The 25,052-nt window shown below is 62.7% G+C and carries 22 protein-coding genes, 1 other RNA gene and 1 pseudogene; 12 read left to right on the plus strand and 12 right to left on the minus strand.

Features of this window, described 5'->3' with window-relative positions; all coding sequences use genetic code 11:
* The first annotated feature begins 7 nt into the window (after positions 1-7).
* The 6 genes from nuoI to nuoN all read left to right on the plus strand — a co-directional run bounded on the left by nuoI (position 8) and on the right by nuoN (position 6,399).
* Entirely contained in the window at positions 8-550 is a 543-nt protein-coding gene (gene nuoI / locus RVY79_RS06055) for an NADH-quinone oxidoreductase subunit NuoI (protein ID WP_317463146.1), read from the plus strand.
* Between the two features lie 33 nt (positions 551-583).
* Positions 584-1,195 carry an NADH-quinone oxidoreductase subunit J gene (gene nuoJ, locus RVY79_RS06060; protein WP_317463147.1) on the plus strand — a complete coding sequence of 204 codons (612 nt, stop codon included), beginning with the start codon at positions 584-586 and terminating at the stop codon, positions 1,193-1,195.
* Positions 1,192-1,500, plus strand: a complete 309-nt coding sequence (gene nuoK, locus RVY79_RS06065) for an NADH-quinone oxidoreductase subunit NuoK (RefSeq protein WP_317463148.1) — start codon at positions 1,192-1,194, stop codon at positions 1,498-1,500. Before nuoJ ends, nuoK begins: the two co-directional genes overlap by 4 nt.
* The gene (gene nuoL / locus RVY79_RS06070; protein ID WP_317463150.1) at positions 1,497-3,350 is read left to right on the plus strand and encodes an NADH-quinone oxidoreductase subunit L; all 1,854 of its coding nucleotides are present in this window, start codon (positions 1,497-1,499) and stop codon (positions 3,348-3,350) included. The genes nuoK and nuoL overlap by 4 nt, the downstream gene beginning before the upstream one ends.
* A gap of 77 nt (positions 3,351-3,427) precedes the next feature.
* Complete coding sequence (nuoM, locus tag RVY79_RS06075; protein ID WP_317463152.1) at positions 3,428-4,969, plus strand: NADH-quinone oxidoreductase subunit M; 1,542 nt, start codon at positions 3,428-3,430, stop codon at positions 4,967-4,969.
* Positions 4,966-6,399, plus strand: coding sequence for an NADH-quinone oxidoreductase subunit NuoN (gene nuoN, locus RVY79_RS06080; protein WP_317463153.1), 1,434 nt, complete (start codon positions 4,966-4,968; stop codon positions 6,397-6,399). Before nuoM ends, nuoN begins: the two co-directional genes overlap by 4 nt.
* Positions 6,400-6,432: 33 nt before the next feature.
* Here nuoN and RVY79_RS06085 read toward each other — a convergent pair whose 3' ends face one another.
* A complete protein-coding gene (locus RVY79_RS06085) occupies positions 6,433-7,251 on the minus strand; it encodes an endonuclease/exonuclease/phosphatase family protein (RefSeq protein WP_317463154.1) in 819 nt (272 codons plus the stop codon).
* Positions 7,244-7,876 carry a thiol:disulfide interchange protein DsbA/DsbL gene (locus tag RVY79_RS06090; protein WP_317463156.1) on the minus strand — a complete coding sequence of 211 codons (633 nt, stop codon included), beginning with the start codon at positions 7,874-7,876 and terminating at the stop codon, positions 7,244-7,246. Before RVY79_RS06090 ends, RVY79_RS06085 begins: the two co-directional genes overlap by 8 nt.
* A 275-nt stretch (positions 7,877-8,151) precedes the next feature.
* Here RVY79_RS06090 and yihA point away from each other — a divergent pair, with 275 nt between their 5' ends.
* A complete protein-coding gene (gene yihA / locus RVY79_RS06095; RefSeq protein WP_317463157.1) occupies positions 8,152-8,775 on the plus strand; it encodes a ribosome biogenesis GTP-binding protein YihA/YsxC in 624 nt (207 codons plus the stop codon).
* Between the two features lie 14 nt (positions 8,776-8,789).
* Here yihA and RVY79_RS06100 read toward each other — a convergent pair whose 3' ends face one another.
* From RVY79_RS06100 to argH, 7 genes and pseudogenes are all read right to left on the minus strand, one after another.
* Positions 8,790-9,515: an HAD family hydrolase gene (locus tag RVY79_RS06100; RefSeq protein ID WP_317463158.1), complete on the minus strand. Its 726-nt coding sequence runs from the start codon at positions 9,513-9,515 to the stop codon at positions 8,790-8,792.
* A 38-nt stretch (positions 9,516-9,553) separates the two neighbouring features.
* On the minus strand, positions 9,554-10,453 hold the full coding sequence (locus tag RVY79_RS06105) for a tyrosine recombinase XerC (protein ID WP_317463159.1): 900 nt from the start codon (positions 10,451-10,453) through the stop codon (positions 9,554-9,556).
* Positions 10,437-11,156 carry a DUF484 family protein gene (locus RVY79_RS06110; protein WP_317463160.1) on the minus strand — a complete coding sequence of 240 codons (720 nt, stop codon included), beginning with the start codon at positions 11,154-11,156 and terminating at the stop codon, positions 10,437-10,439. The genes RVY79_RS06105 and RVY79_RS06110 overlap by 17 nt, the downstream gene beginning before the upstream one ends.
* Before the next feature lie 75 nt (positions 11,157-11,231).
* Positions 11,232-12,065 (minus strand): diaminopimelate epimerase, encoded by an 834-nt coding sequence (gene dapF / locus RVY79_RS06115; protein WP_317463162.1) that lies wholly within the window; start codon positions 12,063-12,065, stop codon positions 11,232-11,234.
* Positions 12,065-13,321 carry a diaminopimelate decarboxylase gene (gene lysA, locus RVY79_RS06120; RefSeq protein ID WP_317463163.1) on the minus strand — a complete coding sequence of 419 codons (1,257 nt, stop codon included), beginning with the start codon at positions 13,319-13,321 and terminating at the stop codon, positions 12,065-12,067. The genes dapF and lysA overlap by 1 nt, the downstream gene beginning before the upstream one ends.
* Before the next feature lie 110 nt (positions 13,322-13,431).
* A pseudogene (gene lptM / locus RVY79_RS06125) lies at positions 13,432-13,527 on the minus strand (LPS translocon maturation chaperone LptM); the annotation flags it as partial.
* Between the two features lie 14 nt (positions 13,528-13,541).
* Positions 13,542-14,945: an argininosuccinate lyase gene (gene argH / locus RVY79_RS06130; RefSeq protein ID WP_317463164.1), complete on the minus strand. Its 1,404-nt coding sequence runs from the start codon at positions 14,943-14,945 to the stop codon at positions 13,542-13,544.
* Positions 14,946-15,127: 182 nt separating this feature from the next.
* Here argH and hemC point away from each other — a divergent pair, with 182 nt between their 5' ends.
* The 5 genes from hemC to RVY79_RS06155 all read left to right on the plus strand — a co-directional run bounded on the left by hemC (position 15,128) and on the right by RVY79_RS06155 (position 21,239).
* Positions 15,128-16,072: a hydroxymethylbilane synthase gene (hemC, locus tag RVY79_RS06135; protein ID WP_317463165.1), complete on the plus strand. Its 945-nt coding sequence runs from the start codon at positions 15,128-15,130 to the stop codon at positions 16,070-16,072.
* Positions 16,069-16,824, plus strand: a complete 756-nt coding sequence (locus RVY79_RS06140; protein ID WP_317463166.1) for a uroporphyrinogen-III synthase — start codon at positions 16,069-16,071, stop codon at positions 16,822-16,824. Before hemC ends, RVY79_RS06140 begins: the two co-directional genes overlap by 4 nt.
* A 45-nt stretch (positions 16,825-16,869) precedes the next feature.
* Complete coding sequence (locus tag RVY79_RS06145; protein ID WP_317463168.1) at positions 16,870-18,453, plus strand: uroporphyrinogen-III C-methyltransferase; 1,584 nt, start codon at positions 16,870-16,872, stop codon at positions 18,451-18,453.
* Positions 18,450-19,679, plus strand: a complete 1,230-nt coding sequence (locus RVY79_RS06150; RefSeq protein ID WP_317463169.1) for a heme biosynthesis HemY N-terminal domain-containing protein — start codon at positions 18,450-18,452, stop codon at positions 19,677-19,679. Before RVY79_RS06145 ends, RVY79_RS06150 begins: the two co-directional genes overlap by 4 nt.
* Before the next feature lie 198 nt (positions 19,680-19,877).
* The gene (locus tag RVY79_RS06155; RefSeq protein ID WP_317463170.1) at positions 19,878-21,239 is read left to right on the plus strand and encodes an NCS2 family permease; all 1,362 of its coding nucleotides are present in this window, start codon (positions 19,878-19,880) and stop codon (positions 21,237-21,239) included.
* Positions 21,240-21,367: 128 nt separating this feature from the next.
* Here RVY79_RS06155 and ybiO read toward each other — a convergent pair whose 3' ends face one another.
* From ybiO to smpB, 3 genes are all read right to left on the minus strand, one after another.
* Positions 21,368-23,740 carry a mechanosensitive channel protein gene (gene ybiO / locus RVY79_RS06160; protein ID WP_317463171.1) on the minus strand — a complete coding sequence of 791 codons (2,373 nt, stop codon included), beginning with the start codon at positions 23,738-23,740 and terminating at the stop codon, positions 21,368-21,370.
* A 277-nt stretch (positions 23,741-24,017) separates the two neighbouring features.
* Positions 24,018-24,397, minus strand: a transfer-messenger RNA (tmRNA) gene (ssrA, locus tag RVY79_RS06165).
* 123 nt (positions 24,398-24,520) lie between these two features.
* Entirely contained in the window at positions 24,521-24,994 is a 474-nt protein-coding gene (gene smpB / locus RVY79_RS06170; protein WP_246897454.1) for an SsrA-binding protein SmpB, read from the minus strand.
* Positions 24,995-25,052: the final 58 nt, after the last annotated feature.

Here is a 25,052-nt window from a genome sequence, read left to right on the forward strand (position 1 = left end):
GGAGACCGTGACGATTAAATCACTGCTCGCGGGGACATGGTCGCAACTGCGGACGCTGGGCATGGTCTTCATGCACGCCTTCCGCAAGCGCGAGACCCTGCAGTACCCGGAAGAACCGGTCTATCTGTCGCCGCGCTATCGCGGGCGTATCGTGCTGACCCGCGACCCCGACGGCGAGGAGCGCTGCGTGGCGTGCAATCTATGTGCGGTGGCGTGTCCGGTGGCGTGTATCTCGCTGCAGAAAGATGAGCGCGATGATGGCCGCTGGTACCCGGAATTTTTCCGTATCAATTTTTCGCGCTGCATCTTTTGCGGACTGTGCGAGGAAGCCTGCCCGACTTCGGCGATCCAGCTCACGCCGGATTTCGAGATGAGCGAGTTTCGGCGCCAGGAGCTGGTCTACGAGAAGGAGGATCTGCTGATCTCCGGGCCTGGCAAGGACCATAACTATAACTTTTATCGTGTGGCGGGGCTGTCGATCGCCGGAAAAGGCAAGGGCGAGGCGCAGAACGAAGCCGAGCCGATCAACGTCAAGTCGTTGATGCCCTGATCAGGGATGCCCTTACCAGAATAGGGAGACACCATGGAAATCGCCTTCTATCTCAGCGCCGTGGTCGCCGTGCTTGCGACGCTTGGGGTGGTCACCGGGCGGCACCCGGTACATGCCTTGCTTTACCTGATCGTCTCGCTGATCGCGGTGGCGATGGTGTTCTTTGCGCTGGGCGCGCCCTTCGCCGGGGCGCTGGAAATCATCGTCTACGCTGGCGCGATCATGGTGCTGTTCGTGTTCGTGGTGATGATGCTCAATCTGGGCGAATCGACCGCGCAGCAGGAACGCGCCTGGCTGCGTCTGCGTACCTGGCTGGGGCCGGCGATACTCAGCGGTGTCTTGCTGCTGGTGCTGCTGGCGACGCTTATCGGTGCCGACGTGGGGGGACGTATCCAAGGCGAGATCCTGACCGCCAAGGCAGTGGGCACGTTGCTGTTCGGGCCTTATTTGATCGTCGTCGAGCTCGCCGCGATGCTGCTGCTGGCGGCGTTGGTGTCGGCGTCTCATCTGGGGCGCAGCGAGGCGCAGGACGAGGGGCACGCGGTTCGACAGGTGCCGGGCAAACGCACTGCAGATGGCCGCGGGCGCGCCACCAGCGAGCGCTCCCTCGGTGACGACACCTCACGCGAGGAGAATTCACGATGAATGGCGTTCCCATGGAACACGGCTTGATCCTGGCGTCGATCCTCTTCGTGCTGGGGCTGGTGGGGCTGATGATGCGCCGTAACATGCTGTTCGTGCTGATGAGCCTGGAAATCATGATGAACGCGACGGGGCTCGCCTTCATCGTCGCGGGGACGCGCTGGGGCCAGCCCGATGGCCAGGTGATGTTCCTGCTGGTGATCACCCTGGCAGCGGCCGAGGCAAGCGTGGGGCTGGCGCTGTTGTTGCAGCTCTACCGGCGCTTCAAGACCCTTGATATCGATGCGGTAAGCAGGTTGCGCGGATGAATCTACTCACTCTGACATTCTTGTTTCCCCTGTTGGGGTGTCTCGTTCTGGCGCTGGGCGGTGACCGCTTGTCGCTTCGCGGCGCGGCGACGGTAGGGGTCACCGCACTGGGGCTAGCGGCGGCCACGACCGTGTGGGTGGGCCTCGATTTCCTGGCGCACGGCTCGGCAGCGCAAGTCATGGAGCTTTGGACCTGGATCGATGTGGGCGATTTCCAGTCGTCGATGGGTCTGCTGGTCGATGGGTTATCGTTGACGATGCTGGGTGTGATCACCGGCGTGGGTTTCCTTATCCATCTGTTTGCGGCCTGGTACATGCGCGGCGAGACGGGTGTGCGCCGCTTCTACGCCTACATGAACCTGTTCGTGTTCAGCATGGTGCTGCTGGTGCTGGGCGACAACCTGTTGCTGCTGTATCTGGGCTGGGAAGGCGTTGGTCTGTGCAGCTATCTGTTGATCGGCTACTACTACCATGACTCGGCCAATGGCTGGGCGGCGTTCAAGGCCTTCCTGGTGACGCGTATCGGCGATGTGCTGATGGCGATCGGGCTGTTCATCCTGTTCGTCGAGCTGGGTACGCTGGATATTCAGACACTGCTGGTGCGGGCACCGCAGGTCTGGGCGCGCGGCGACCTGATGGTCGAATTGGCCACGTTAATGTTGCTGGGCGGGGCGTTGGGCAAGTCCGCGCAACTCCCGCTGCACACTTGGCTGGCCGACGCCATGGCCGGCCCCACGCCGGTGTCGGCGTTGATCCACGCGGCGACCATGGTCACCGCCGGGGTGTATCTGATCGCGCGTATGCATGGCCTGTTCCTGCTGGCGCCGGATGTCCTGACACTGGTGGGCTGGATCGGCGCGCTGACGCTACTGATGGCTGGGTGCGCCGCCCTGGCGCAAACCGACATCAAGCGTGTGCTGGCCTATTCGACGATGAGCCAGATCGGCTACATGTTCCTCGCCCTGGGCGTAGGGGCCTTCGATGCGGCGATCTTCCATCTGATGACGCATGCCTTCTTCAAGGCGCTGCTGTTCCTCTCGGCTGGGTCGGTAATCGTCTCCTGCCACCATGAGCAGGATATGCGACGCCTCGGCGGGCTGTGGCGCAAATTGCCGCTGGCCTATGCCGGGTTCGTGGTGGGTGGCTCGGCACTGGCGGCGTTGCCGCTGGTGACGGCTGGCTTCTACAGCAAGGATGAGATCCTCTGGGAGGCGCTGGCGTCTGGGCATATCGGCTTGCTGCTGGCGGGTCTGGTCGGGGCGTTGCTGACCTCGCTGTATACCGTGCGCTTGATCGTCGGCACCTTCCACGGCACGCCGGGTAGCGAGCACAGCCGGCATGCCGAAGGTGGCCGTGGTCTGGTGCATGGCCTGCCGTTGGTCGTGTTGATCGTACTCTCGACACTGGTGGGCGCCTGGATTCACCCGCCGCTCGACGAGGTGCTGCCGGCCAGCCCCGGCGCAACTCAGGAAGCTGGACGTCACGCGCTGGAGATCGTGGCCATGCTGGTCGCCGTGGGTGGCGTGGCGGTGGCGCTGTGGCTGTTCGCGTGGCGACGCGAGCGGGTGGCGCGCTTGGTCGCCCTGCCGGCAGGCGCGCGGCTGTGGCGCTTGTGGCATCACGCCTGGGGCTTCGATGCCTTCTACGATGTGGTGCTGGTCAAGCCGTTCCGTGGTTTGGTGTGGCTGTGGCGTAGCGACTGGATCAACGGATTGTGCAATCTGGCGCCATTATTGGCGCGCAGCCTGCGCTGGTTGTTGACGCGATCCCAGACGGGACGGCTGCGCCACTATGCCGTTTCGATGACGCTGGGCGCGACCGTGGTGCTGATCTTCCTGGCGATGGGGTAAGCGATGTACGACTTGAAGAAAGACAGCGGTGGCGGGGATAGCAGGCAAACGTGGCAAGCTGAGGGGGCACAGCGCTGATGACTCTTGTCTGGTTGATTCTGATTCCCTTCATCGGCGGGTTGCTGTGTTGGCAAGCCGAGCGTTTTGGCGAGCAGCCGCCACGCTGGATTGCTCTGGGTACCATGCTGCTCGAACTGGCATTGGTTCTGGGCGTGTGGTGGCATGGCGATTATGGCCTGAACGTCGCGCAGGACGCCTCGGCCTGGGCGCTTGAATGGCGTGCGGACTGGATCCCCCGTTTCGGCATCGAGGTGCATCTGGCGCTGGATGGCTTGTCACTGATCATGATCGCGCTCACCGGGCTGCTCGGGGTATTGGCGGTGGTGTGCTCGTGGCACGAGATCGCCCGGCGGATCGGCTTCTTCCATCTCAACCTGTTGTGGATTCTGGGGGGGGTGGTCGGCGTCTTCCTGGCCATCGATTTGTTCCTGTTCTTCTTCTTCTGGGAGATGATGCTGGTCCCCATGTACTTCCTGATCGCGCTGTGGGGGCATAGCGGTTCCACGGGCAACACGCGTATTCAGGCGGCGACGAAGTTCTTCATCTATACCCAGGCCAGTGGCCTTTTGATGCTGGTGGCCATCCTCGGCCTAGTCTTCGCGCATCACGCCGCCACCGGGGAATACAGCTTCAGCTATGAGGCATTGCGTCATACCGCGCAGAATGAACTGTCTCCTCAGATGGCATGGTGGCTGATGCTGGGCTTCTTCATTGCCTTCGCGGTCAAGATGCCGGTGGTGCCGCTGCACGGGTGGCTGCCCGACGCGCATGCTCAGGCGCCTACCGCAGGTAGTGTCGACCTGGCGGGGATTCTGCTCAAGACGGCCGCCTACGGCATGTTGCGCTTCGCCTTGCCGCTGTTTCCCGAGGCCTCTCAGGCTTTCGCGCCGGTCGCGATGGGGCTTGGCGTCCTGGGGATCTTCTACGGCGCGATCCTGGCTTGCGGCCAGCATGACCTGAAACGTCTAGTGGCCTACTCCAGCATTTCCCACATGGGCTTCGTGCTGATCGGCATCTACAGTGGCACCGAGTTAGCGTTGCAGGGGGTGGTGGTGCTGATGGTCGCCCACGCCTTCTCTGCCTCGGGGCTCTTCATCATCAGTGGCCAGCTCTACGAGCGCCTGCATACCCGCGACATGCGTTTGATGGGTGGCCTTTGGGGCCGCATCAAGGGCCTGCCGGGCATCGCGCTGTGCTTCGTGGCAGCCTCGATGGGCATTCCGGGCACCGCCAACTTCGTGGGCGAGTTCCTGGTGCTGTTCGGCACTTTCGATACTTGGCCCTGGGTGACCGTGGTCGCCAGTGGCGGCTTCGTGCTGGCGGCAATCTACTCGTTGTTCATCATGCAACGCGTCTACTTCGGTCCGACCAAGGAAGAAACGCCGTTGGGCGGGCTCGATGGCCGCGAAACCGTGATGATGCTCGGGCTGCTGGCACTGGTGTTGTGGGTTGGGCTCTACCCCAGTCCATTGCTGGACACCTCGGAGGCGGCAATGCAAAACGTCGCGCACATCATGACGCTGGAAGAAACGCCTGCCATGCCTGAGGAGACGCCATGACGTCGTTGCTTGCTCTTTCACCGCTGATCCTCGTCTGCGCCACGGCCATCGTGGTCATGTTGACCATTGCGTGGCGTCGACATCATGATCTGACGGCCACGTTGACCGTGATCGGCCTCAATCTGGCGCTGGCGGCACAGCTTTTGTCCTGGTGGCAGGCGCCGCTCGACGTGACGCCGCTGATGACGGTGGACGGCCTATCGATCTTCGGCGGTGTGCTGGTTCTCGTCGCCACGCTGGCTTGCGCCACACTGGGCCATGCTTACTTCGAAGGCGCGCGCGGCCCACGCGAGGAATATTACCTGCTGCTACTGTGTGCTGCCGCTGGCGGGATTGCACTGGTGAGCAGTCGCCACCTGGCCTCGCTGTTCTTCAGCTTGGAACTGTTGTCGATGCCGCTTTACGGCATGCTGGCCTACACTTATCGAGAGCGGGGCGCTCTGGAAGCGGGCGTCAAGTACATGGTGCTCTCTGCGGCCGCCTCGGCCTTCTTGCTGTTCGGCATGGCGCTTCTGTATGCGCGTACCGGGCATCTCGATTTCGCCGGGCTGGGTGGGGCGCTAGCGTCGGCAGGCGGCGATGGATGGCTACTGGCCGGCATGGGGATGCTGATCGTCGGGTTGGGCTTCAAACTTTCCATCGTGCCATTCCACCTGTGGACACCGGATGTCTACGAAGGCAGTCCCGCCCCGGCGGCGACCTTCCTGGCCTCGGCCAGCAAGGTCGCGGTGTTGGTGGTCTTGCTGCGTCTGCTGCAATCCGCCCCGGTGACCCAGGATGCCTGGTTCCACAGTCTGCTCGCCGTGCTTGCCTTCGTGACGATGTTGGTCGGCAATCTATTGGCATTGATGCAGCAGGATCTCAAGCGTCTGTTGGGTTATTCCTCGATCGCGCATTTCGGCTATCTGCTGGTAGCGCTGGTGATCAACGAAGGCCTGGCGATGGAGACCGCGGGTATCTATCTGGTGACCTACGTGGTGACGACGCTGGGTGCGTTCGGTGTGGTGACGTTGCTGTCGAGCCCTTACGGCGGCGCGGACGCCAGTCGCTTGCACCATTACCGTGGCTTGTTCTGGCGGCGGCCCTACCTGACGGCGGTACTGACGGTGATGATGCTGTCGCTGGCGGGGATCCCCTTGACCGCGGGGTTCATCGGCAAGTTCTACATCGTCGCGGTGGGGGTCGAGGCCAGCCGCTGGTGGCTGGTCGGCGCCGTGGTGGCGGGGAGCGCCATTGGGCTTTATTACTATCTACGCGTGATGGTGACGCTCTTTTTGCCCGAGCCGGGCATGCAACGCCGCGACGCCACCACCGACTGGGCACAGCGTGCAGGCGGCGTGGTGGTACTGGCATTGGCGGCCCTGGTCGTGCTGTTGGGGGTCTATCCCGCGCCGATGATCGACTGGGTACGGCTCATGGCTGCGATGTGAGCGTTGCGCTCATGCTGAGCTGATACCGGTCGCTCATGAGGCGATATGGTCGTCGGACATGCTGCGCAGACAGGCGGTAGGTAGTTGAATGTCTACCGCCACCGGCAGGTGATCGGAAAACAGCCGATCGAGCACCTCGAAGCGCTCGGCATGCAAGGCGTCAGATATCAGGATATGGTCGAGCGCGCGGCGTGGCTGCCAGGCCGGGTACGACAGTGGCATCGCCACGGGGTGCAGCGGTAGCGCATGGCAGAAGCGCTGATGCGCGTGGATCTGGTCCGGCGTGCAATTGAGATCGCCCATCACGACCACATGCCGCAATGGCTGAATGAGCTCGCTCAAGTAGTCGAGTTGACGGGTGCGCGTACGATGGCCGAGTGCCAGGTGCGCCACGACTAGGTGCAGAGCATCGGGTCCCTCGCCGAAGCGCGCATGCATGGCACCGCGTCCCGGCAGTGTGCCGGGCAGGCGATATTCGTCCACTTGACGCGGCGTCAGTCGCGATAGCAGGCCGTTGCTGTGCTGGGCGACACGCCCCAGGTTGCGGTTGAGCTGCTGGTAGTAGTGAGGAAACTCGGCCCGTGCGGCGAGATACTCGACCTGATTGACGTGCCCCGAACGGAAGCTCCCTCCATCGACCTCCTGAAGGCCGACGATATCGTAGTCGCGCAGCATGTCGCCGATCAGATCGAGCCTTCCCTGACGCTTGGGGTGTGGCAGCAGGTGCTGCCAGCTGCGCGTGAGATAATGGTGATAGGCCGACGTATGAATGCCGACCTGCAGGTTACAGGTCAGAAGGCGTAACGAGCGGGGCGCCCGCGAAGCAGGCGCCGCGGTGGTGGCATCACTCATTGCGTTCGCTGCGTACCTTGTCGATCAGAGCGCTGGCGATCTTGGGCATGTTCTCCAGCGAGCCGGCACTTTTCGGCGAGATCACATAACGCCCGTCGACGACCAGTGCGGGCACGCCCATGATCTTGTAGCCACGCATCTTGGCGCTGGCTTGGTTGAGTTGGCTCTTCACGCCGAAAGAATCGAGCGCATCGAGCGCGTCATCCTTGCTGACACCATATTGCGTGAAGAACTCGGCGATATCCTCCGGATCGGTGAGTCGCTGGCCCTGCTCATGGATGGCGTCGAAGAAATCGCTGTGCATTTCCTTCTGAATACCTAGCGCCTTGGCGGCATAGAAGGCACGCGCATGCTGTGTCCAGGTGTCGCCCATGGTGGCTGGGATGCGCTGGAAGACGACGTCAGCGGGGAGCTCGTCGACCCAGGCATTGAGCGGCTCTTCGAGGGCGTAGCAATGCGGGCAACCGTACCAGAACACTTCGTTGACCTCGATCTTGCCATCCGGTACCTCGGTTTTCACCGGCTCGTCGAGTACCTTGTAATCCTCTCCCGCGACCGGCTCGGCGGCCATGACCAACGTTGACATACCCAGGCCGGCGACCAGTACTAACAACGACTTCAACATGCATCTCTCCTTGGCTTGCATAAACAGCAGGCGGCGAACGGCCGTCGCCCACCATGATGAACGTTTGAACCACGCCGGCGATCAGGGTTCCCGAGCGGTTCAATGTGAACACATGCTTTAGTGATACCACCCCAGCCATCGACATGGAAAGAGTGCGAGGGATATTGGGGCGGTTTTGCCAGCATGCGCGCTGCCCACGCAATGATACACTGTGCCGCAAACGTCCTTCATGGATCATTCGCCGCTTGTAGGCGGCAGTTTAGTCGAGAACCAACATGCAAGATGGCAAGATCAACTACCAGACCGCGCGTTTTATGATCAGTGCGCCGCGTCTGGCCTTGTGCCCCTCTGACACGGGCGCGGAAGTGGCGTTCGCGGGCCGTTCCAATGCCGGCAAGTCCAGCGCGATCAATGCGCTGACACAGCAGAAGGCATTGGCGCGCACCTCCAAGACGCCGGGGCGCACGCAGCTGATCAACTTCTTTACCTTGGCGAACGACGAGACATACCGGTTGGTGGATCTGCCCGGTTACGGCTTCGCCAAGGTGCCGGATCAGGTCAAGCTGGAGTGGCAGCGTCACTTGAGCGAGTACCTGTACGAGCGTGAGGCGCTCAGGGGCTTGATGCTGGTCATGGACGTACGGCATCCGCTGAGCGAGTTCGATCAGATGATGCTGGGCTGGGCCGACGAGAAAGCGATGCCCGTGCACATCCTGTTGACCAAGGCCGACAAGCTCAAGCCCGGAGCGGCCAAGTCTTCGCTTCTGGCGGTGCGCCGCCAACTCGCCGAGTGGGAAGACCTGGTCAGCGTGCAACTGTTCTCGGCGCTCAAGCGGCAAGGTGTCGACGAGGCATGCGCGCGCATGGATGCCTGGCTATGTGAGCCGGATCCTATGTGACGCGAAAGGGGTGACTAGGACACCAGGCTATCGAGTAGCGCGGGGAGCTCACGAACGTGGGTCAGTCTATGCACGCCGGGTGGCAGCTCGCGCGGGCCTTCGTTCTTGGCGTCGATCCAGGCGACATGCATGCCCAGGCGCTGCGCGGGTAGAACATCCTCGCGCCAGGAGTCGCCCACATGAAGACCTTGCGACGGCCGGGCACCGAGCCTTGCCAGTGCCGCGAGGAAGGCACGCGGGTCGGGCTTGGGAGCATGCAACTCCCCCGCGGCGATCATCACGCTGAAATGCTCGGCCAGGTCCAGGCGCTTGAGGTCGGCGTTGCCGTTGGTGATCGCGGCGATTCGATAGCCCTGGCGCAGCGTGTCGAGCATGGCCACTACCTCGGGGTAAGGCGTTAGATCATGGCGCAGGTCGAGGAAATGCGCGATGGCGTGCGCTGCCCACAGGCGCGCCCGCAGGCGCGGCAGCCCGTAGGCTTCCACCATCTCGAACAATGCACGTTCGCGCATCCAGGTGAAATCGCCGCGCTTGAGTGGAAAGCGCCGCGCCACATCGGCGCGGTGCTGCTGATACGCGCTCAACGGGTAGTCAGTCATGAACGTGCTGCCGCGGCCTGGCGAAGCGGTGGCGAGGGCGTCGCTGAGCCATTGATAATGGCCGGTTTCGGCACGCTCGAGGACCGGGCGGTTGTTCCACAGCGTGTCATCGAGATCGAAGGTCAGCGCGGTTATCGCCATGTAGGTTGTCTCCAGAGCCGTGAGTCAGAACCGTGAGCCTAGCCTTCGCCGGGCGTTTCGTGACGACGCCGGGCGCGCGGGTGGGCAGCGTCGTAGGCGTCGGCGAGATGCTGCCAGTCGAGACGCGTATAGACTTGCGTGGTGGATAGATTGGCATGCCCCAGCAGTTCCTGGACGGCGCGCAGGTCCTGGCTCGATTCGAGCATGTGGCTGGCGAAGGAGTGACGCAGGCGATGCGGGTGCAAATGTTCGGGCAGGCCGCGCTCGCGGGCAAGGTGTACGAGGCGCTTCTGCACCGCACGATGCCCGAGTCGTACGCCGCGTTGTCCGACGAACAGCGCACTTTCTTCCGCGTCGGCCAGCTGACCACGGACCTTGAGCCATGCTGCCAGTGCCGTCTGGGCACGGCTGCCGAGGGGCATCTGGCGCGGCTTGCTGCCCTTGCCTATGACCCGCACACGCCGCGTCTCTAGATCCGTGACGTCCAGTGCCGTCAACTCCGCCAGGCGCAGCCCGCAAGAATAAAACAGCTCCAGCATGGCGTGGTCGCGCACCGCGAGTGGGGTGTCGTCGTGTGGGGTATCCAGAAAGCGCGATAACTGATCGACATCCACCGGACGCGGCAGGTGCCGAGGCTGGCGCGGGGTCTGGGTCAAGGCCACAGGATTGTGAGCGAGCGCGCCGCTGCGCACTAGATGATCGGCGAAGCGCGAGAGCGCGGCGCGGCGCCGGGCCAGGCTGCGCGGGGCCAGACCACGGGTACGCTCGGCGCCCAGGAAGCGACGCACCAGGGCGACATCCAGCGTGGACCAGGCGTCGATGTCATGCGCCTCGAGGAAATGCGCCAGCGCGGCCAAGTCGCGCCGATAGGCATCCAGCGTCGCAGGGCTGGCGCGCCCCGCCAGCCCACGCAGGAAGTCTTCAATCGCGGCGTGCATGCGCGGTATCCAGTCGGATCAACAAGCGTCCGACGATTTCTCCGAGGTAATCGGTGAACAGGGTGTCGAGCGTGGCACGAAAGTGCTCGCTTTCCTGGCTGGCAAGCAGCAGGTAGCCGAGCGGCTCGCCCATGGTCAGGCGCGTCACGGCGCATGAACCGCTGCTCTCGGGTGGTTCGGAATGCGGAAGGAGCTGTTGCCACGCTTCTCGCGAGAGCTGGGTGCAGCGGCTGTTGTGGCCGTCGAGAAGGTCCTCCAGTGTCGCGCGCGCGGCATCATCGAGACGCAGTTGGGGAGGCTGTACAGCGCTGCCATCGTGGGGTGAGTCCAGCCACAACGCGACCGCCTGGGTGCGAAAGCGCTCACTGAGTTGGGTCGAGAGGGCCTCGCCTAGCGCGTCGACGTTTTCCGCTTCGAGCAGCGCCAGGATCAACGAGCGTGTGCGCTGGTACTGCGCCTCGTTGTGGCGCGCCGTCTCCAACAGATGCTCGAGGCGCCATTCGGCGGTCTCGGCGCGCTCGCGCAGGTCGTGCACGAGACGTTCGAGCAGCGAAATCGCGCCCTGGGTCTGGGGATGCGGCACCTTTAGCTGTTGGAGCAGTCCCTCTCGGCCGACGAAGAAGTCGGGATGACGGGCCAGCCAATGCGCGACACGCTCGGGGTCGAGCGTAGTGCGCGGCTCGGGCGCCTGGGCTTGGGACATGCGTATGTTCTCCTGTGTTTCCGTCTTGCGTGCCGTGTCGTTGTTTGAAGGTTCTCCGGGCACTCGGCAATGCTGCTATGACAGCGCGATACGCCCCTCGAAGACGCTGGTGGCGGGGCCGATCATCACCATCGGGGCATCATCGCCGGGCCATTCCAAGGTTAGCGTGCCACCGGGTAGATGAACATCGACGGGACTCTCGAACAACCCGCGTCGGATGCCGTTAGCCACCGCTGCGCAGGCGCCGGTGCCGCAGGCTAGCGTTTCACCGCTGCCGCGTTCGAAGACCCGCAGGCGCGCCTCGTGACGCGAGACGACCTGCAAGAAGCTCACATTGACGCGCCGGGGGAAGCGTACGTGGCGTTCTATGAGCGGGCCCAGGTGTGCTACCGGTGCGGTATCGACATCGTCGACCACGAGGACGGCGTGAGGGTTGCCCATCGAGACCACACCGATTTCCCAGCGTGCGTCATCGACCTCCAGGATATGCGTGGGGGCATCGGCCGGGGCGTCGAAGGGCACCGCCTCGGGGGCGAAACGCGGCACGCCCATGTCCACGCGGACCCGCTCGTCTTCCTCGACGCGTAGGGTCAGGGGCCCGGCCTGGGTTTCGACGCGAATCTCGCGCTTGTGGGTCAGGCGCGCCTCGCGCACGAAACGTGCGAAGCAGCGGGCGCCGTTACCACAATTTTCCACCTCGTGGCCGTCGGCGTTGAAGATGCGGTAGCGGAAATCCATCTCCGGGTCGCGCGGCGGTTCGACCAGCAGCAACTGATCGAAACCGATGCCGAGATGCCGGTCGGCCAGTTGCCGGATGCGCTCTGTGTCGAGCCGCGCCCGTTGGGTGACCAGGTCGACCACCATGAAGTCGTTGCCGAGTCCGTGCATCTTGGTGAAATGCAGCAGCATCAGGAGGTCTCCGCCAGACGGTGCTCGCCGGCCCACAAGGCGGCGAGTGTCTCGCGTTCGCGCACGACCTGGACACTATCGCCGTCGACCATGATTTCGGCGGGGCGAGGCCGGCTGTTGTAATTGGAGGCCATCACGAAGCCGTAGGCCCCGGCCGAGCGCACGGCGAGCAGGTCGCCCGGCGCGATGGCCAGTTCGCGCTCCTTGCCGAGAAAGTCACCGGTTTCACAGACCGGGCCGACCACGTCGTAGAGTGCCGTCTCGCGGGGCGCGCGGGTATCGACCGGGACGATGCGCTGCCATGCCTGATACAGCGCGGGGCGAATCAGGTCGTTCATGCCGGCGTCGACGATGGCGAAATGCTGGGCCTCGCCGGGCTTCAGGTATTCGACGCGGGTCACGAGCACGCCGGCGTTGGCGGCGATCGAGCGGCCTGGCTCGAAGAGCAGCGTCAAGTCGCGGCCGTCGAGGCGCTCGAGCAGGGCCCGGGCGTAATCGTAGGGCGCGGGCGGTTGCTCGTCTTGATAGGGCACGCCGAGGCCGCCACCCAGGTCGAGATGCTCGATGGTAATGCCCGCTTCTTGCAGGCGGTCGAGCAGCACCAGCAGGCGGTCCAGGGCGTCGAGGAAGGGTGAGAGCTCGGTGAGCTGCGAACCGATGTGGCAATCCAGGCCAACGACCTCAAGGTTCGGCAGTTCGGCGGCGCGCTGATAGACCCCGAAGGCGTCATCGACGGCGATACCGAACTTGTTGGCCTTGAGGCCGGTGGAAATGTAGGGATGCGTCCGGGCATCGACATCGGGATTGACGCGCAACGAGACCCGCGCCACCTGGCCGCATTCGTCCGCCACCTGGTTCAGGCGCTCTAGCTCGGGTAGTGATTCCACGTTGAAGCACTTGATGCCGACGTCCAGCGCGCGGGCCATTTCGCCGGCCTGCTTGGCGACACCGGAAAACACCACCTTGGCGGGGTCGCCGCCGGCGGCCAGCACGCGCTCGAGTTCACCCTGGGAGACGATATCGAACCCCGCGCCGAGGCGTGCCAACAGGTCGAGCACGGCGAGGTTGGCATTGGCCTTCACTGCGTAGCAGATCAGGTGTGGATGCTCGCCCAGCGCGTCACTGTAAGCCTTGAAGTGACGCGTGAAGGTCGCCCGTGAATACACGTAGCAGGGCGTGCCGAAACGCTTGGCGATGTCGGCCAGCGGGACGTTTTCAGCGTAGAGTTGGCCATCGCGGTAGTTGAAATGATCCATCGTCAGTCTGCGTCGCTGTCGGGTGGTGGCGTTGCCGCGTCGTCTTCGCCGGGGGTATCGGGACCAGAGGGGGCGGCGGTGTCGTTCTCGTAGGCTCCCTGGGGATCGTACTGCTCGCTGGCCTGTTCATCATCGGGCATGTAGAGCGGCCCTTTCTGGCCGCAGCCGGCGAGCGTGAACAGGGCGATACCGAGGACGGCTGACATCGGAAGTAAGCGCATCATGCCTCCTGTTGCAGCGCGGCGAGTGCGTCACGGGCGCGCTGGGCGGCAGCACGGACCTGGTCCGGCGCGGTGCCGCCGATGTGATTGCGTGCCGCCACCGAGCCTTCCAGCGTCAGCACTTCGAAGACGTCGGACTGAATGGCGTCGGAGAACTGGCGCAGTTCATCGAGGGACATCTCCGAGAGGTCCTTCTGCTCGCGCAGGCCCAGCGCTACGGCTTGGCCGACGATTTCGTGGGCATCACGAAAGGCCACGCCGGCACGCACCAAGTAGTCCGCCAGGTCGGTGGCGGTGGAGAAGCCCTTGCGCGCGGCTTCGAACATGTTGTCCGCCTTGGCCTCGATGGCCGGCACCATGTCGGCGAACGCCTTGAGGCAGCCCTGCACGGTATCGAGGGTGTCGAACAGCGGTTCCTTGTCTTCCTGATTGTCCTTGTTGTAGGCCAGCGGCTGAGACTTCATCAACGTCAAAAGCCCCATCAGATGGCCGTAGACGCGGCCGGTCTTGCCGCGTACCAGCTCGGGGACATCAGGGTTCTTCTTCTGCGGCATGATCGATGAGCCGGTGCAGAAGCGGTCGGGCAGGTCGATGAAGTCGAACTGGGCGCTGGTCCACAGCACCAGCTCCTCGCTCATGCGTGATAGGTGCATCAACAGCACGCTGGCGAAGGCGCCGAATTCGATGGCGAAGTCGCGATCGCTGACCGCGTCGAGGCTATTTTCGGCAGGGCGCTCGAACCCCAGCAACTCGGCGGTGACGTGCCGGTCGATGGGGTAGGTGGTACCGGCCAGCGCGGCGGCACCCAGCGGCATGACGTTGACGCGCTTGCGGCAGTCCAGCAGGCGTTCGTGGTCGCGGGCGAGCATTTCCTGCCAGGCCAGTAGATGATGGCCGAAGGTCACCGGCTGGGCGGTCTGCAGATGCGTGAAGCCGGGCATGATGGTATCGGCCTCGCGCGTGGCCAGCTCGATCAATCCTTCGCGCAGGCGGGCGATCTCGGCCGCGACGACATCGATCTCGTCGCGCAGATAAAGCCGGATGTCGGTGGCGATCTGATCGTTGCGCGAGCGCCCGGTATGCAGCTTCTTGCCGGTGATGCCGATCTTCTCGGTCAGCCGGGCCTCGATGTTCATGTGGACGTCTTCGAGTTCCACCGACCAGGGAAACTGCCCGGCCTCGATTTCCTGCTCGACCTCGCCGAGACCTTGCACGATGGTTTCGCGTTCATCAAAGGTGAGTACGCCGACGCGTTCGAGCATGGTGGCATGCGCGATGGAGCCTCGAATGTCGTGATGATAGAGGCGTCGGTCGAAGTCCACTGAAGCCGTGAAGCGCGCGACGAAGGCGTCGGTGGGTTCGCTGAAGCGTCCGCCCCAGGATTGGTTGGTCGTATTGCTCATCGGGCGTGGCGTCCTGCTTGGTCGAGATGGTGATGCCCTGAGTGTACCAGAGTCGGCGCCGCTGGCGAGGTGGGACAGGGCACGGGAACGCTGGGGGCGGGATTTTTCCTCGACCGGGGACTGCTTTATGATGATAGCTATCCCCGCCGCCGAAACGGTGTGCGCCCATTTAGGAGAGTCCAATGCCCGCCATGCAGACACTGCGCATCGCCACCCGACAGAGCCGCCTTGCGTTATGGCAGGCTGAGCATGTCAAGGCTCGGCTGATGGCACTACATCCCGGACTCGAGGTGGAACTGGTCGCCCTGACCACGCGTGGCGACAAGATCCTCGATTCGCCGCTGTCCAAGGTCGGCGGCAAAGGGCTGTTCGTCAAGGAATTGGAGGAGGCGCTGCTGGACGGGCGCGCCGATATCGCCGTGCATTCGATGAAGGACGTGCCAATGCACTTCCCCGAGGGGTTGGGGCTATCGGTTATTCTGGAGAGCGGCGCGCCCACGGATGCCTTCGTCTCCAATGATTACGCTACCTTGGACGCCTTGCCCGAGGGCGTGCGGGTGGGCACCTCGAGCCTGCGCCGGGGCCTGCAGGTCAAGGAAGCGCGTCCCGATCTGGAGGTGCTCAACCTGCGTGGCAACGTGCAGACCCGCTTGGGTAAGCTGGATAGCGGCGAGTTCGAAGCAATCATCCTGGCGACCTCGGGACTCGAGCGTCTCGAACTTGGCCACCGCATTACCCAGGAGCTGTCACCGGAAGTCAGCCTGCCGGCCTGTGGCCAGGGCGCATTGGGTATCGAATGTCGCTATGACGATGAAACGCTGCTCGAGGTCCTGGCGCCGCTCGACCATTCGCAGACGGCTACTCGAGTGCGCGCCGAGCGTGCGATGAACACGCGCTTGGATGGCGGCTGCCAGGTGCCTATTGGTGGCTATGCCGTGCTCGAGGATGGCGACCGTACGTTATGGCTGCGGGCACTGGTCGGTGATCCGGATGGCTCGCATGTGTTGCGCGCCGAAGGGCGTGGCTCGGCCGACGAGCCTGAAGCGCTGGGTGTGCGTATCGCCGAGTCGCTGCTCGAGCAGGGGGCCGGCGAGATTCTCGCGGATATTTACGGTCAAGGTGAATGAGTGCCGCGTCACGCATCCTGGTGACGCGCCCCGGCGAGGGCGGCGAACGACTGGCCAAGGCCTTGTCGGAGGCGGGGTTCATGCCTGCGCACCCGACGTTGATGCACTTGCAACCGCTCGGCGTCGACGAGGTCAAGCGCGCAGCGCTGCTGGATATCGATCAGTACGCTGTGGTAGTCGTGACCAGCCCCTTCGCCGCCGAGTGCCTGGTCGAGTGGCTCGACCGCTACTGGCCGCAATTGCCGCAGGGACCGCGATTCTATGCGTTGGGCGTGGCTACGGCGGCGACGCTGCACCGGGGGTTGGGCATCAAAGCGAGCTTGCCCGATCCCGAACAGGGTACCACCAGCGAGGCACTGTTGGCGATGCGTTCGCTGGCCCGACTCGACGGCCAGCGTGCGCTGGTCGTCGGCGGAGTGGGTGGGCGCCAGGCGCTCGCCCAGACACTCGAGGCGCGTGGCGCACGGACTTCCAAGCTGGCACTCTATCGACGCGTTTATACCGCGCCGGATGAGGCCGCCGCCGGCTGGCTCGCCACGGGTGATTTCACGACCATGATCGTGACCAGTGGCGAATTGCTCGAGCATCTGGTTATCTGGTGCGGACAGGCGGCGTTGAACAAACCGCTAATCGTTTCCAGTCAGCGTTTGGCTACACTGGCAGACACGATGGGTTTCGCTTCGCTGCACGTGGCGCAGGGGGCGACACCCGAGGCCTTGGTGAGCGCCGTACAGGAAGTAGGCGACACGTGACGCGCCGACGTTGATCACGATGAGTTTGAAAAGGGCTAGCGACACATGAGCAAACGACAGGATCAGGATGATAAGAACACGCCCACCGATGCGTCGACATCCGCCGACGAGGCGCCTCAGTCGCCGGCCTCCTCCGAGACTCACAAGGCCGACGCCGACGGCGAGGTAGCCGACGAGACGCGCGGTGCCTCGGACAAGGCGGCGGACGCCGCGTCGTCCAAGGCATCGACGACCGACGCCGCAGCGTCCCAGGCTTCCTCCGATGCGACGCCGAAGACGGATGAAAAAGAGGACGCTGCGTCGCGCAAGGCGAGCGATACGACGTCCGGAGCCGGCGCATCGACGTCCACCGCCAAGCGTGGCACCAAGGCACAGCAAAAAACACCGGATACTCCGACCAAGGGCACAGGCAATACCAAGGCAGGCACCCGCGCATCATCAGCCGGTGGTGCGTCGACGGGCACCGCCTCGCGCGACAAGATGTCGGCGTCGGATAAAGCCAGCGGCGCAGGCAACGGCTCCTCTTCCTCCGCCGCGCAAGCGTCGCAAGGTGGCGGTGGCAACGGGCGTGGCTTGGCCATCGTGGCGCTGATCATCGCCGTGATCGTGGCCATCGTCGTGGCGCTGGCACTGGGATATGGCTGGAAGCGTTTGCAGGCGCAGCAGTCCCAGCAGGCCGAATTGGCGAGTACCGCTGATGCCAACGCCCAGTCCATCGACAAGCTGCGTCAGCGTCTCGATCAGCGCCAGCAAGCGTTCACGTCGTTGCGTGAGGACTTCCAGGCGTATCGTCAGGAACTTGATGCGAATCTCGACAAGGTGCTTGCCGAATTGGCAGAGGAGCAGGAGGCCGATCCGCGCGAATGGCTGTACGCCGAGGCCGAGTATCTACTCCGTCTGGCCAATCAGCGTTTACGCCTCGAGCGTGACGTGCGTGGTGCCAAGGCGTTGCTAGAGACGGCCGATCAACGTTTGGCCAAGGCGGATAATCCAGCACTGATTCCCGTGCGCCGGGCGATTCAATCCGAGCTAGCGGCGTTAAGTTCGGTACCCACGGTAGACCGCACCGGGATGTACCTGGCATTGATGGCGCAGCAGGAGCAATTAGCGACACTGCCCCTCAAGCAGGAGGTCGAAGAGATTGCCGCTCAAAACGATGATCAGGCGCCGCTCAAGGGTGGCTGGCAACAACAGCTTGCCCAACTCGGCGGCGAGCTCAAGGATCTCGTCGTCATACGCCGTCACGATGAGGCGCTGGAAGCCTTGGTGACGCCGGAGCAGGAATCCTACCTGCGCCAGAATGTGCGCCTTTTGCTCGAGCAGTCACAGCTGGCATTGCTCAAGGCTGAGCCCAAGCTCTATCGGGCCAGTCTCGGCAAGGCGATTACCCTGATCGAGCGTTATTACGCTACTCAGCAGGAAGCGGTAAAGGCATCGCTCGAGCGCCTCAAGTCGTTGCGTGACAAGACCATTCGGCCCGAGCTGCCGGATATCAGCGAGTCTCAGCAGGTGCTCAAGGACTTCATCGAGAAGCGTTTCCAGAACGGCAACGGGAACGGTAGTGGCAAGCAGCGTCAGGACGATGGCGGTACTGCGGCCCAACCGGGCAATGAAGGAGACAGCGCATGAGGAAGCTGATTCTTCTCATCGTCGTAGGGCTGGCCGTCGGCGCGCTATTCGGCCAGTTGATGCAGTCGATGCCTGGTTACTGGCTGGTGCGCGTAGGTGATACCTCGATCCAGACCTCGTTCTGGCTGGGCCTGGTGATATTGCTGGCGGTGTTCCTGGCCCTGCATTTCCTGCTGCGCGTCCTCCACCGGCTGCGTCGTCCGGTGAGTCGACTCAAGGTCTGGAACAGTCGCACGCGCAATCGCAATGCCATGAAGCGTACCGTGAGAGGCCTGGTAGCGCTCGCCGAAGGTCGCTGGAAGCGTGCCGAGAAGGATCTGGTCAAGGCGGCGGATGATTCCAGCACGCCGCTGGTCAATTACCTTTCCGCAGCATTGGCGGCGCATTACCAGGGGCGTTTCGAACATGCCGACTCGCTGCTCAAGCGCGCCCATCACAGCACCGAGGGGGCCGACAACGCGGTGGGCATGGTGCAGGCGCAACTGATGCTCGATCGTCAGCAGTTCGAGGAAGCGCTGGCGACGCTGACGCGCCTCGAAAAGCAACTGCCCAATCATCCGCAGGTGCTCAAGCTACTGCGTCAGGCCTATCTCAGTGTCAACGACTGGGAGGGGCTGCGTCATTTGCTGCCCAAGCTCGACAAGCAGCAACTGATCACCGAAGAAGAGCGTCGCGAGCTGGAACAGCGTGCCTATCGCGAGTTGATCCTCCAGGCGGTCCAGCGCCATCCCAATGCCGATGCCAACCGTGTGCGCAACCTGTGGGCCGATATGCCCGACTATCTGCGCAGCGATGTCGAACTGGTGGTGCTGTATACCGAGGCGCTGGTCAAGGATGGCGAGGAGGCAATCGCCGAACGTCTGTTGCGGCATTCTCTCAAAGAGCACTGGGACACGCGCCTGGTGCTGCGCTATGGCTTGCTCAACGTGGATGCCGGGCGTCAGTTGGCGTATGCCGAGAAATGGTTGCAGGAGCGCCCCAACGACCCCGATTTACTGCTGAGCCTGGGGCGTTTATCGTTGCGCAACGCTTATTGGGGCAAGGCGCAGGAATACTTCGAGGCCAGTCAGCGCCAGCGGCCCAGCGGGGTGGTATGTGCTGAGCTGGCGCGGCTTTACGCCAACCTGGGCGAGCACCAGAAGAGCCAGCTCTTCTACCGCCAGAGCGTGGAGCTGCTCGATCGCTCGTTACCGGCGTTACCACAGCCTAGCGAACGCACACGCTAGCCAACGTTTTTGCTCTCCTGGGCGCCTGCGGGCGCCTTTTTTTATCGTCCGTCATGAAGGACGAGTCGCGGCCTACAGGCGCTCCATCAGGGAGACCTGTGGGCCGTTAGTGTTTCTGCGCCCTTGTCCAATCGGTCAAGATGTGGGTAACGTTAGGACGTCCTTCATGACAACAATGACACACATAGGAACGACATCATGGCGCAGACTCCCCACCGACGTGCTGCCACGTCATCGACCCCGCAACAGGGTGGCGCTCTGGAGCGTTACTTCGGCATCCGCCGCTACGGCTCGACCCTGCGTACCGAGCTGTTGGCGGGCCTAGCGACTTTTCTCGCGGCGATGTACATCATCGTGGTCAACCCCTCGATCCTGAGCGATGCAGGCATTCCCTTCTCGGCAGGGCTCTCGGCGACCGTCTTGATCAGCTTCCTCAGTAGTCTGGCGATGGGGTTGTACGCACGTAACCCTATACTCGTCGCGCCCGGCATGGGCATGAACGCGCTATTCGCCTATACCCTGGTGCAGGGGGCGGGTTTGCCTTGGCAAGTCGCGTTGGGCTGCGTGTTCTGGTCGGGGGTGTTGTTCGCGCTGCTGGCATTCTTCAACGTGCGCAAGGCGATCGTCGAAGCAATTCCCGATTCGCTGCGTTACGGGATTACCTGCGGGATCGGGTTGTTCATTACCTTCATCGGCTTCAAGAACGCGGGCTTTGTCGTCGATAATAGTGCGACGCTGGTCGCCCTGGGCCAGCTGACGCCTGCGTTGATCACCTTCATCGCCGGGATGCTGTTGACCGCGATTCTGGTCACACTGCGCATCAATGGTGCGCTGGTGCTCGGTATCGTCATCACGACGCTGGTGGCGATACCCATGGGGCGTCTATGGGGCACGGAGGTGGTCGTGGCGTGGAGTGGTCTGGCGGCATGGCCGGATTTCAGCGCCATGTGGCAGGTAGACCTATGGGGTGCGCTCCAGGTCGCCTACTGGCCGTTCATCTTCGTGATGCTGTTCACCAACTTCTTCGATGCGCTGTCGTGTTTCCTGGCGCTCTCGGAAGCCGCCGATCTCAAGGACGATAACGGCCAGCCGCGCAACCTCAAGCGCTCGATGACCGTGGATGCCTTCGCCTCGATGATCGCCGCGCCGCTGGGGACCAGCGCCGCGCAGACATTCATCGAGTCCGGAGTGGGCGTCTCCCAGGGGGGGCGCACAGGGATCGTCGGCATCGTCTGTGGCTTGCTGTTTCTACCCTTCCTGTTCCTGTCGCCGTTGCTTTCGTTGGTGCCGGCGATCGCCACCGCACCGGCGCTGGTGATGGTCGGGGTATTCATGCTCGCGCCGGTGGGGGGTATCGAGTGGCAGAAGATGGACCAGGCCTTCCCGGCATTTCTGGCGATCATCGTCATGCCGCTGACGTATTCGATCACGCTGGGCATCGCCTTTGCCTTCTTGAGCTTCGTGGTGATCAAGCTTTGCACGGGGCGTCTGGCCGAAATCAAGCCTGCGATGTGGGTGACGGCAGTACTCTGCGCGATCATGCTGGTAACGACGCAGTAAATCGTCGTTCGCCCACGTTGGAAGCCTTGGCTTACCGCTATATCGGTGGCACCAACACAAAAGGGCCACCCCAGACGGGGCGGCCCTTTTAGTGGCACGTCACCACGCGTGTGGCGGCGCGATTGGCCTCAGTTCGCGTTTTCGTCGTTATCCGGCTTGGCGTGTTCCGGATTCGTGTTGTTGTCCGATGGAGCATCGGGTGAGAGTGGCGCATTCTGCGAAGCTGGCTGATTGTCCACCACCTCGCCCTTCTGGGACAGGATGCGCAGGTTGGCGGGCGGGGCGCTGCCGTCCTTTTCCTGCCCGAAGTAGAGCGTGGTATGCGGGAATGGAATCTCGATGCCCGCGGCGTCGAAGTACATCTTGACCAGCCGGTTGTAGGCACGGCCCACGGCCCACTGATCGCCAGGCGTGGTCTTGATGATCACACGGATGTTGACCGAGCTATCGGCCAGCGCGATCACACCTGCCACGCTGAGCGGCTCAAGCAGCTTGTAGCCGTGCTCGCTTTCCTTGAGAGCCTCGAAGGCGGCCTGCAATTGCTCGATGGCGTCGTCGATGTTCTCGCGATAGGCGATACCGTATTCGCCGACATGATTACCGAATTCACGCATGTAGTTGGAGACGGTGTCCACCGAGGAGAACGGTACGATGTGGTAAGTGCCCGATAGATCGCGAATTCCCACCGAGCGAATGCTGATGCGTTCTGCCGTCCCGGTAGTCCCGCCCACGGTGACGACATCGCCGGTGTTCATGGCATTCTCCAGTTGGATGAATACCCCGGTAATGACGTCCTGTACCAACTTCTGCGAGCCGAAACCGATGGCCAGACCGAGCACCCCGGCACCGGCGATAAGCGGGCCGATATTGATGCCGATCTCGGCCAATATGATCATGGCCGTCATGGTGATCAGGGCAATCGCCAGCGCATTGCGGAACAGTGACAATAGTGTCTTGGCGCGGGCCGAAGGCTCACCTGTACCGGCATCCGCGTTAAGACGATGCTCGATCAGGCTGGCGAGTCCAATCCAGGCGGCGATGGCCACCAGTAGGATGATGATCACGTTCAGCGTAGTACCAACGGCATGCGCACCGGCTTCGGAAGCATACCAGGCAGCGAGGTCGAAGACCTGCCAAGCGCTGAGCACGAACATCGCCACGACAATCAGAATGATGGCGCGAATCACCTTGAGTGTGGTCGGCACGTAGGCATTGAGGCGCGTTTCCAGCAGTGGAAGACGGCGTTGGATATCTCCGGAAAGACGGATGCGCCGGCCGATCAATTGGGTGAGTACACCCGAGGCCAGCATGCCGATGCCAATGACGATGACAGTCTTGAGGGTAGCCATCAGCACGAAGGGCAGCGCAGTCTCCGGGTGCAGTACGGTGACGACGAAGACCATCAGAGCGTAGGCTAGGGCCAGGAGGTGCCAGGTGCGTCCCAACAGGCGCAGCGCGAAGCGCGTGGCGCTCATGTCGGCATTATCGGCGCGTTGCACCAAGGTGTCGCGTAGCGCTATGCGGTGTTTGAGGATGACCGTGGCGGCGTAGATCAGCGCCAGCAGCATGATCAATGTGCCGAGCCCCTGGCCGAGCGCCGGTGACAGGTTGTAATTGATGATGGGCACGGCTACCAGCATGCCATAACCGATGAAGCCGGCTAGGCGTGCGAGGAAGCGGTTGCAGTAAGAGGCTTGCGGCGCGGCGATTGGCATCAGGCGTAGACCGTCGTAACGCGATGAGAACAGCATGCGCAGCGCGGCCTTGAACAGCTCGATCATCAAGAAGGCGTTCAGGAACAACGAGAAGCGCGTCTGCATGCTGCCCGCCTCGCCGATGGCGAAGGTCGCCAACAGGTTGCCGACGACATAAGCCAGCACCACGACGATGACATCCACGATGGCAGCCAATACGACCGCGACAATGGTGCGCAGCAAGGCGCTTTTCTCGGCGCGCTGCGACGACCACCGGCTGAGTTTGCCGAATAGCGGCGCTGCGAGACGGCGCAGCACGAACAGCGCCGCGAAGGTGCCAATGACAATCAGCGCAAAGTTGAACGCGGCGGTCAGGAAGGCACCGGTATCGAAGCCCGGGCCGCTGGCGCTGGCTTCGCTGGTGCCGAACAAGCCGACCAGGGCTGCGCCGAGACTCTTGAACTGGCTGCCCAGGTTACCCGCAATATGGCTGGTGACGTCGGCCAGGCGGCGTGGAAAGGAAACCTCGCCGGCCGTCTGGTCGCTGGGCGCATTGTCGGCGATTTTTTCGGCCGAAGAGGCGCCTTCGACGCCCAAGGCGTTTTCCTGAGCCGCTTGGGCACGCAGTTGGTCGATGATCGTCTGGCGGGTCTGCTCGTTCTCTAGCATATCGGCCAGGGTGGAATAGGCGGGAGTGCTGCTTTCTGCAGGCGCCGTGTCCTGTTGAGCCAGGGCCGGCGCCATCACGAAGAGCAGACACAGCAACAACCAGCGGCTGAGCCACGTATCGAGACGTAGAGTCGGCACGTGGTGACCTCCTTGTACGTAATGGGTGGCACTAAGCCACATCGTTTATGATTAATTTGCCTATCAATACTAACACTAGGCGGCTCATTTCCGAGCGTCGAGCGATGGCTGCAGCGTACCACTGGTCAAGCGCCACGAAAGGGGTATGAGCCATTGCCAGCATGATAACGAATCTGTCGTTTTTTGTACCATACTTGTACGAATCTGTATTGTTCGGCGCTTTAGGCATACCAAAAACGAAAAAAGCCAACCCCAGAGGGTTGGCTTTTTCGGTGTTTGGTGGAGGCGGGGGGAATTGAACCCCCGTCCGCCGGCACTCACCCATCGGCTCTACATGCTTAGGTTCGTCTTTTGATTTAACGCCTCTGGCTCCGACGAGCAGGATCCAGCGACGCGATTCCTCTAAGTTTTAGCGGCTGACGCGAGGACAAAGCCAGCCGCGATCCCATCAGTCTGAGCTCGTATCCCATCGGTGATGAATGGGCACATCACCTCCGGGCCGGACTAGAAGCTAGCAGTTGTTACGCTGCCAGCGCGCCCTGAGCATAGTTGTCGTCGTTTGCGACTATTTTATCGTAACGTTGGATTTACGAGATACGTTACGCTCTCGGCATGCACCTCAGGGATTGTCACCGGCGTCGAAGCCATGTCGCCCCCGTAAGCGTTTCTACAGTCTAACAGGTTGGGATGCCCCGAGGCTAGTTCAACCCCATCGCCACGGCTTTTCGTGGCCAGGCGTTCGTTTCTCGATGCGCCTTTCTTGATGGGCCCTTGCCGCGCTCAGTGAGCACGCATGATACGGGCCTTTTCACGGTCCCAGTCGCGGGCCTTTTCCGTGGCGCGCTTGTCGTGCATCTTCTTGCCGCGGACCAGAGCGAGCTCGCATTTGACGAGATTTTTCTTCCAGTACAGCTTCAGTGGCACGCAGGTATGCCCCTTGTCCTGGGTGCGCGAGAAGATCTTGGCGATCTCCTTGCGATGCAGCAGTAATTTGCGCGTACGCGACGGATCCGCCACCACATGCGTGCTCACGGTATTGAGCGGCGTGATGTGACTGCCCAGCAGCCAAGCTTCGCCATTCTTGATCAGGATGTAGGTATCGGTGAGCTGCGCCTTGCCGGCACGCAGGCTCTTGACCTCCCATCCGGACAGTGACAAACCCGCCTCGAAGGTCTCGTCGATATGGTATTCGAAGCGAGCCTTCTTGTTCTGCGCGATGGTGCTCGAGCCTATATTGCCCTTTTTCTTGGCCATGGAACCTCTACATTACTATGCGCCGAATCCGCTAGCCCCATGAAATGGGGGAAGTCGT

This window comes from Chromohalobacter sp. HP20-39 (genome assembly GCF_033052815.1).
In the GTDB taxonomy this organism is placed as follows: domain Bacteria; phylum Pseudomonadota; class Gammaproteobacteria; order Pseudomonadales; family Halomonadaceae; genus Chromohalobacter.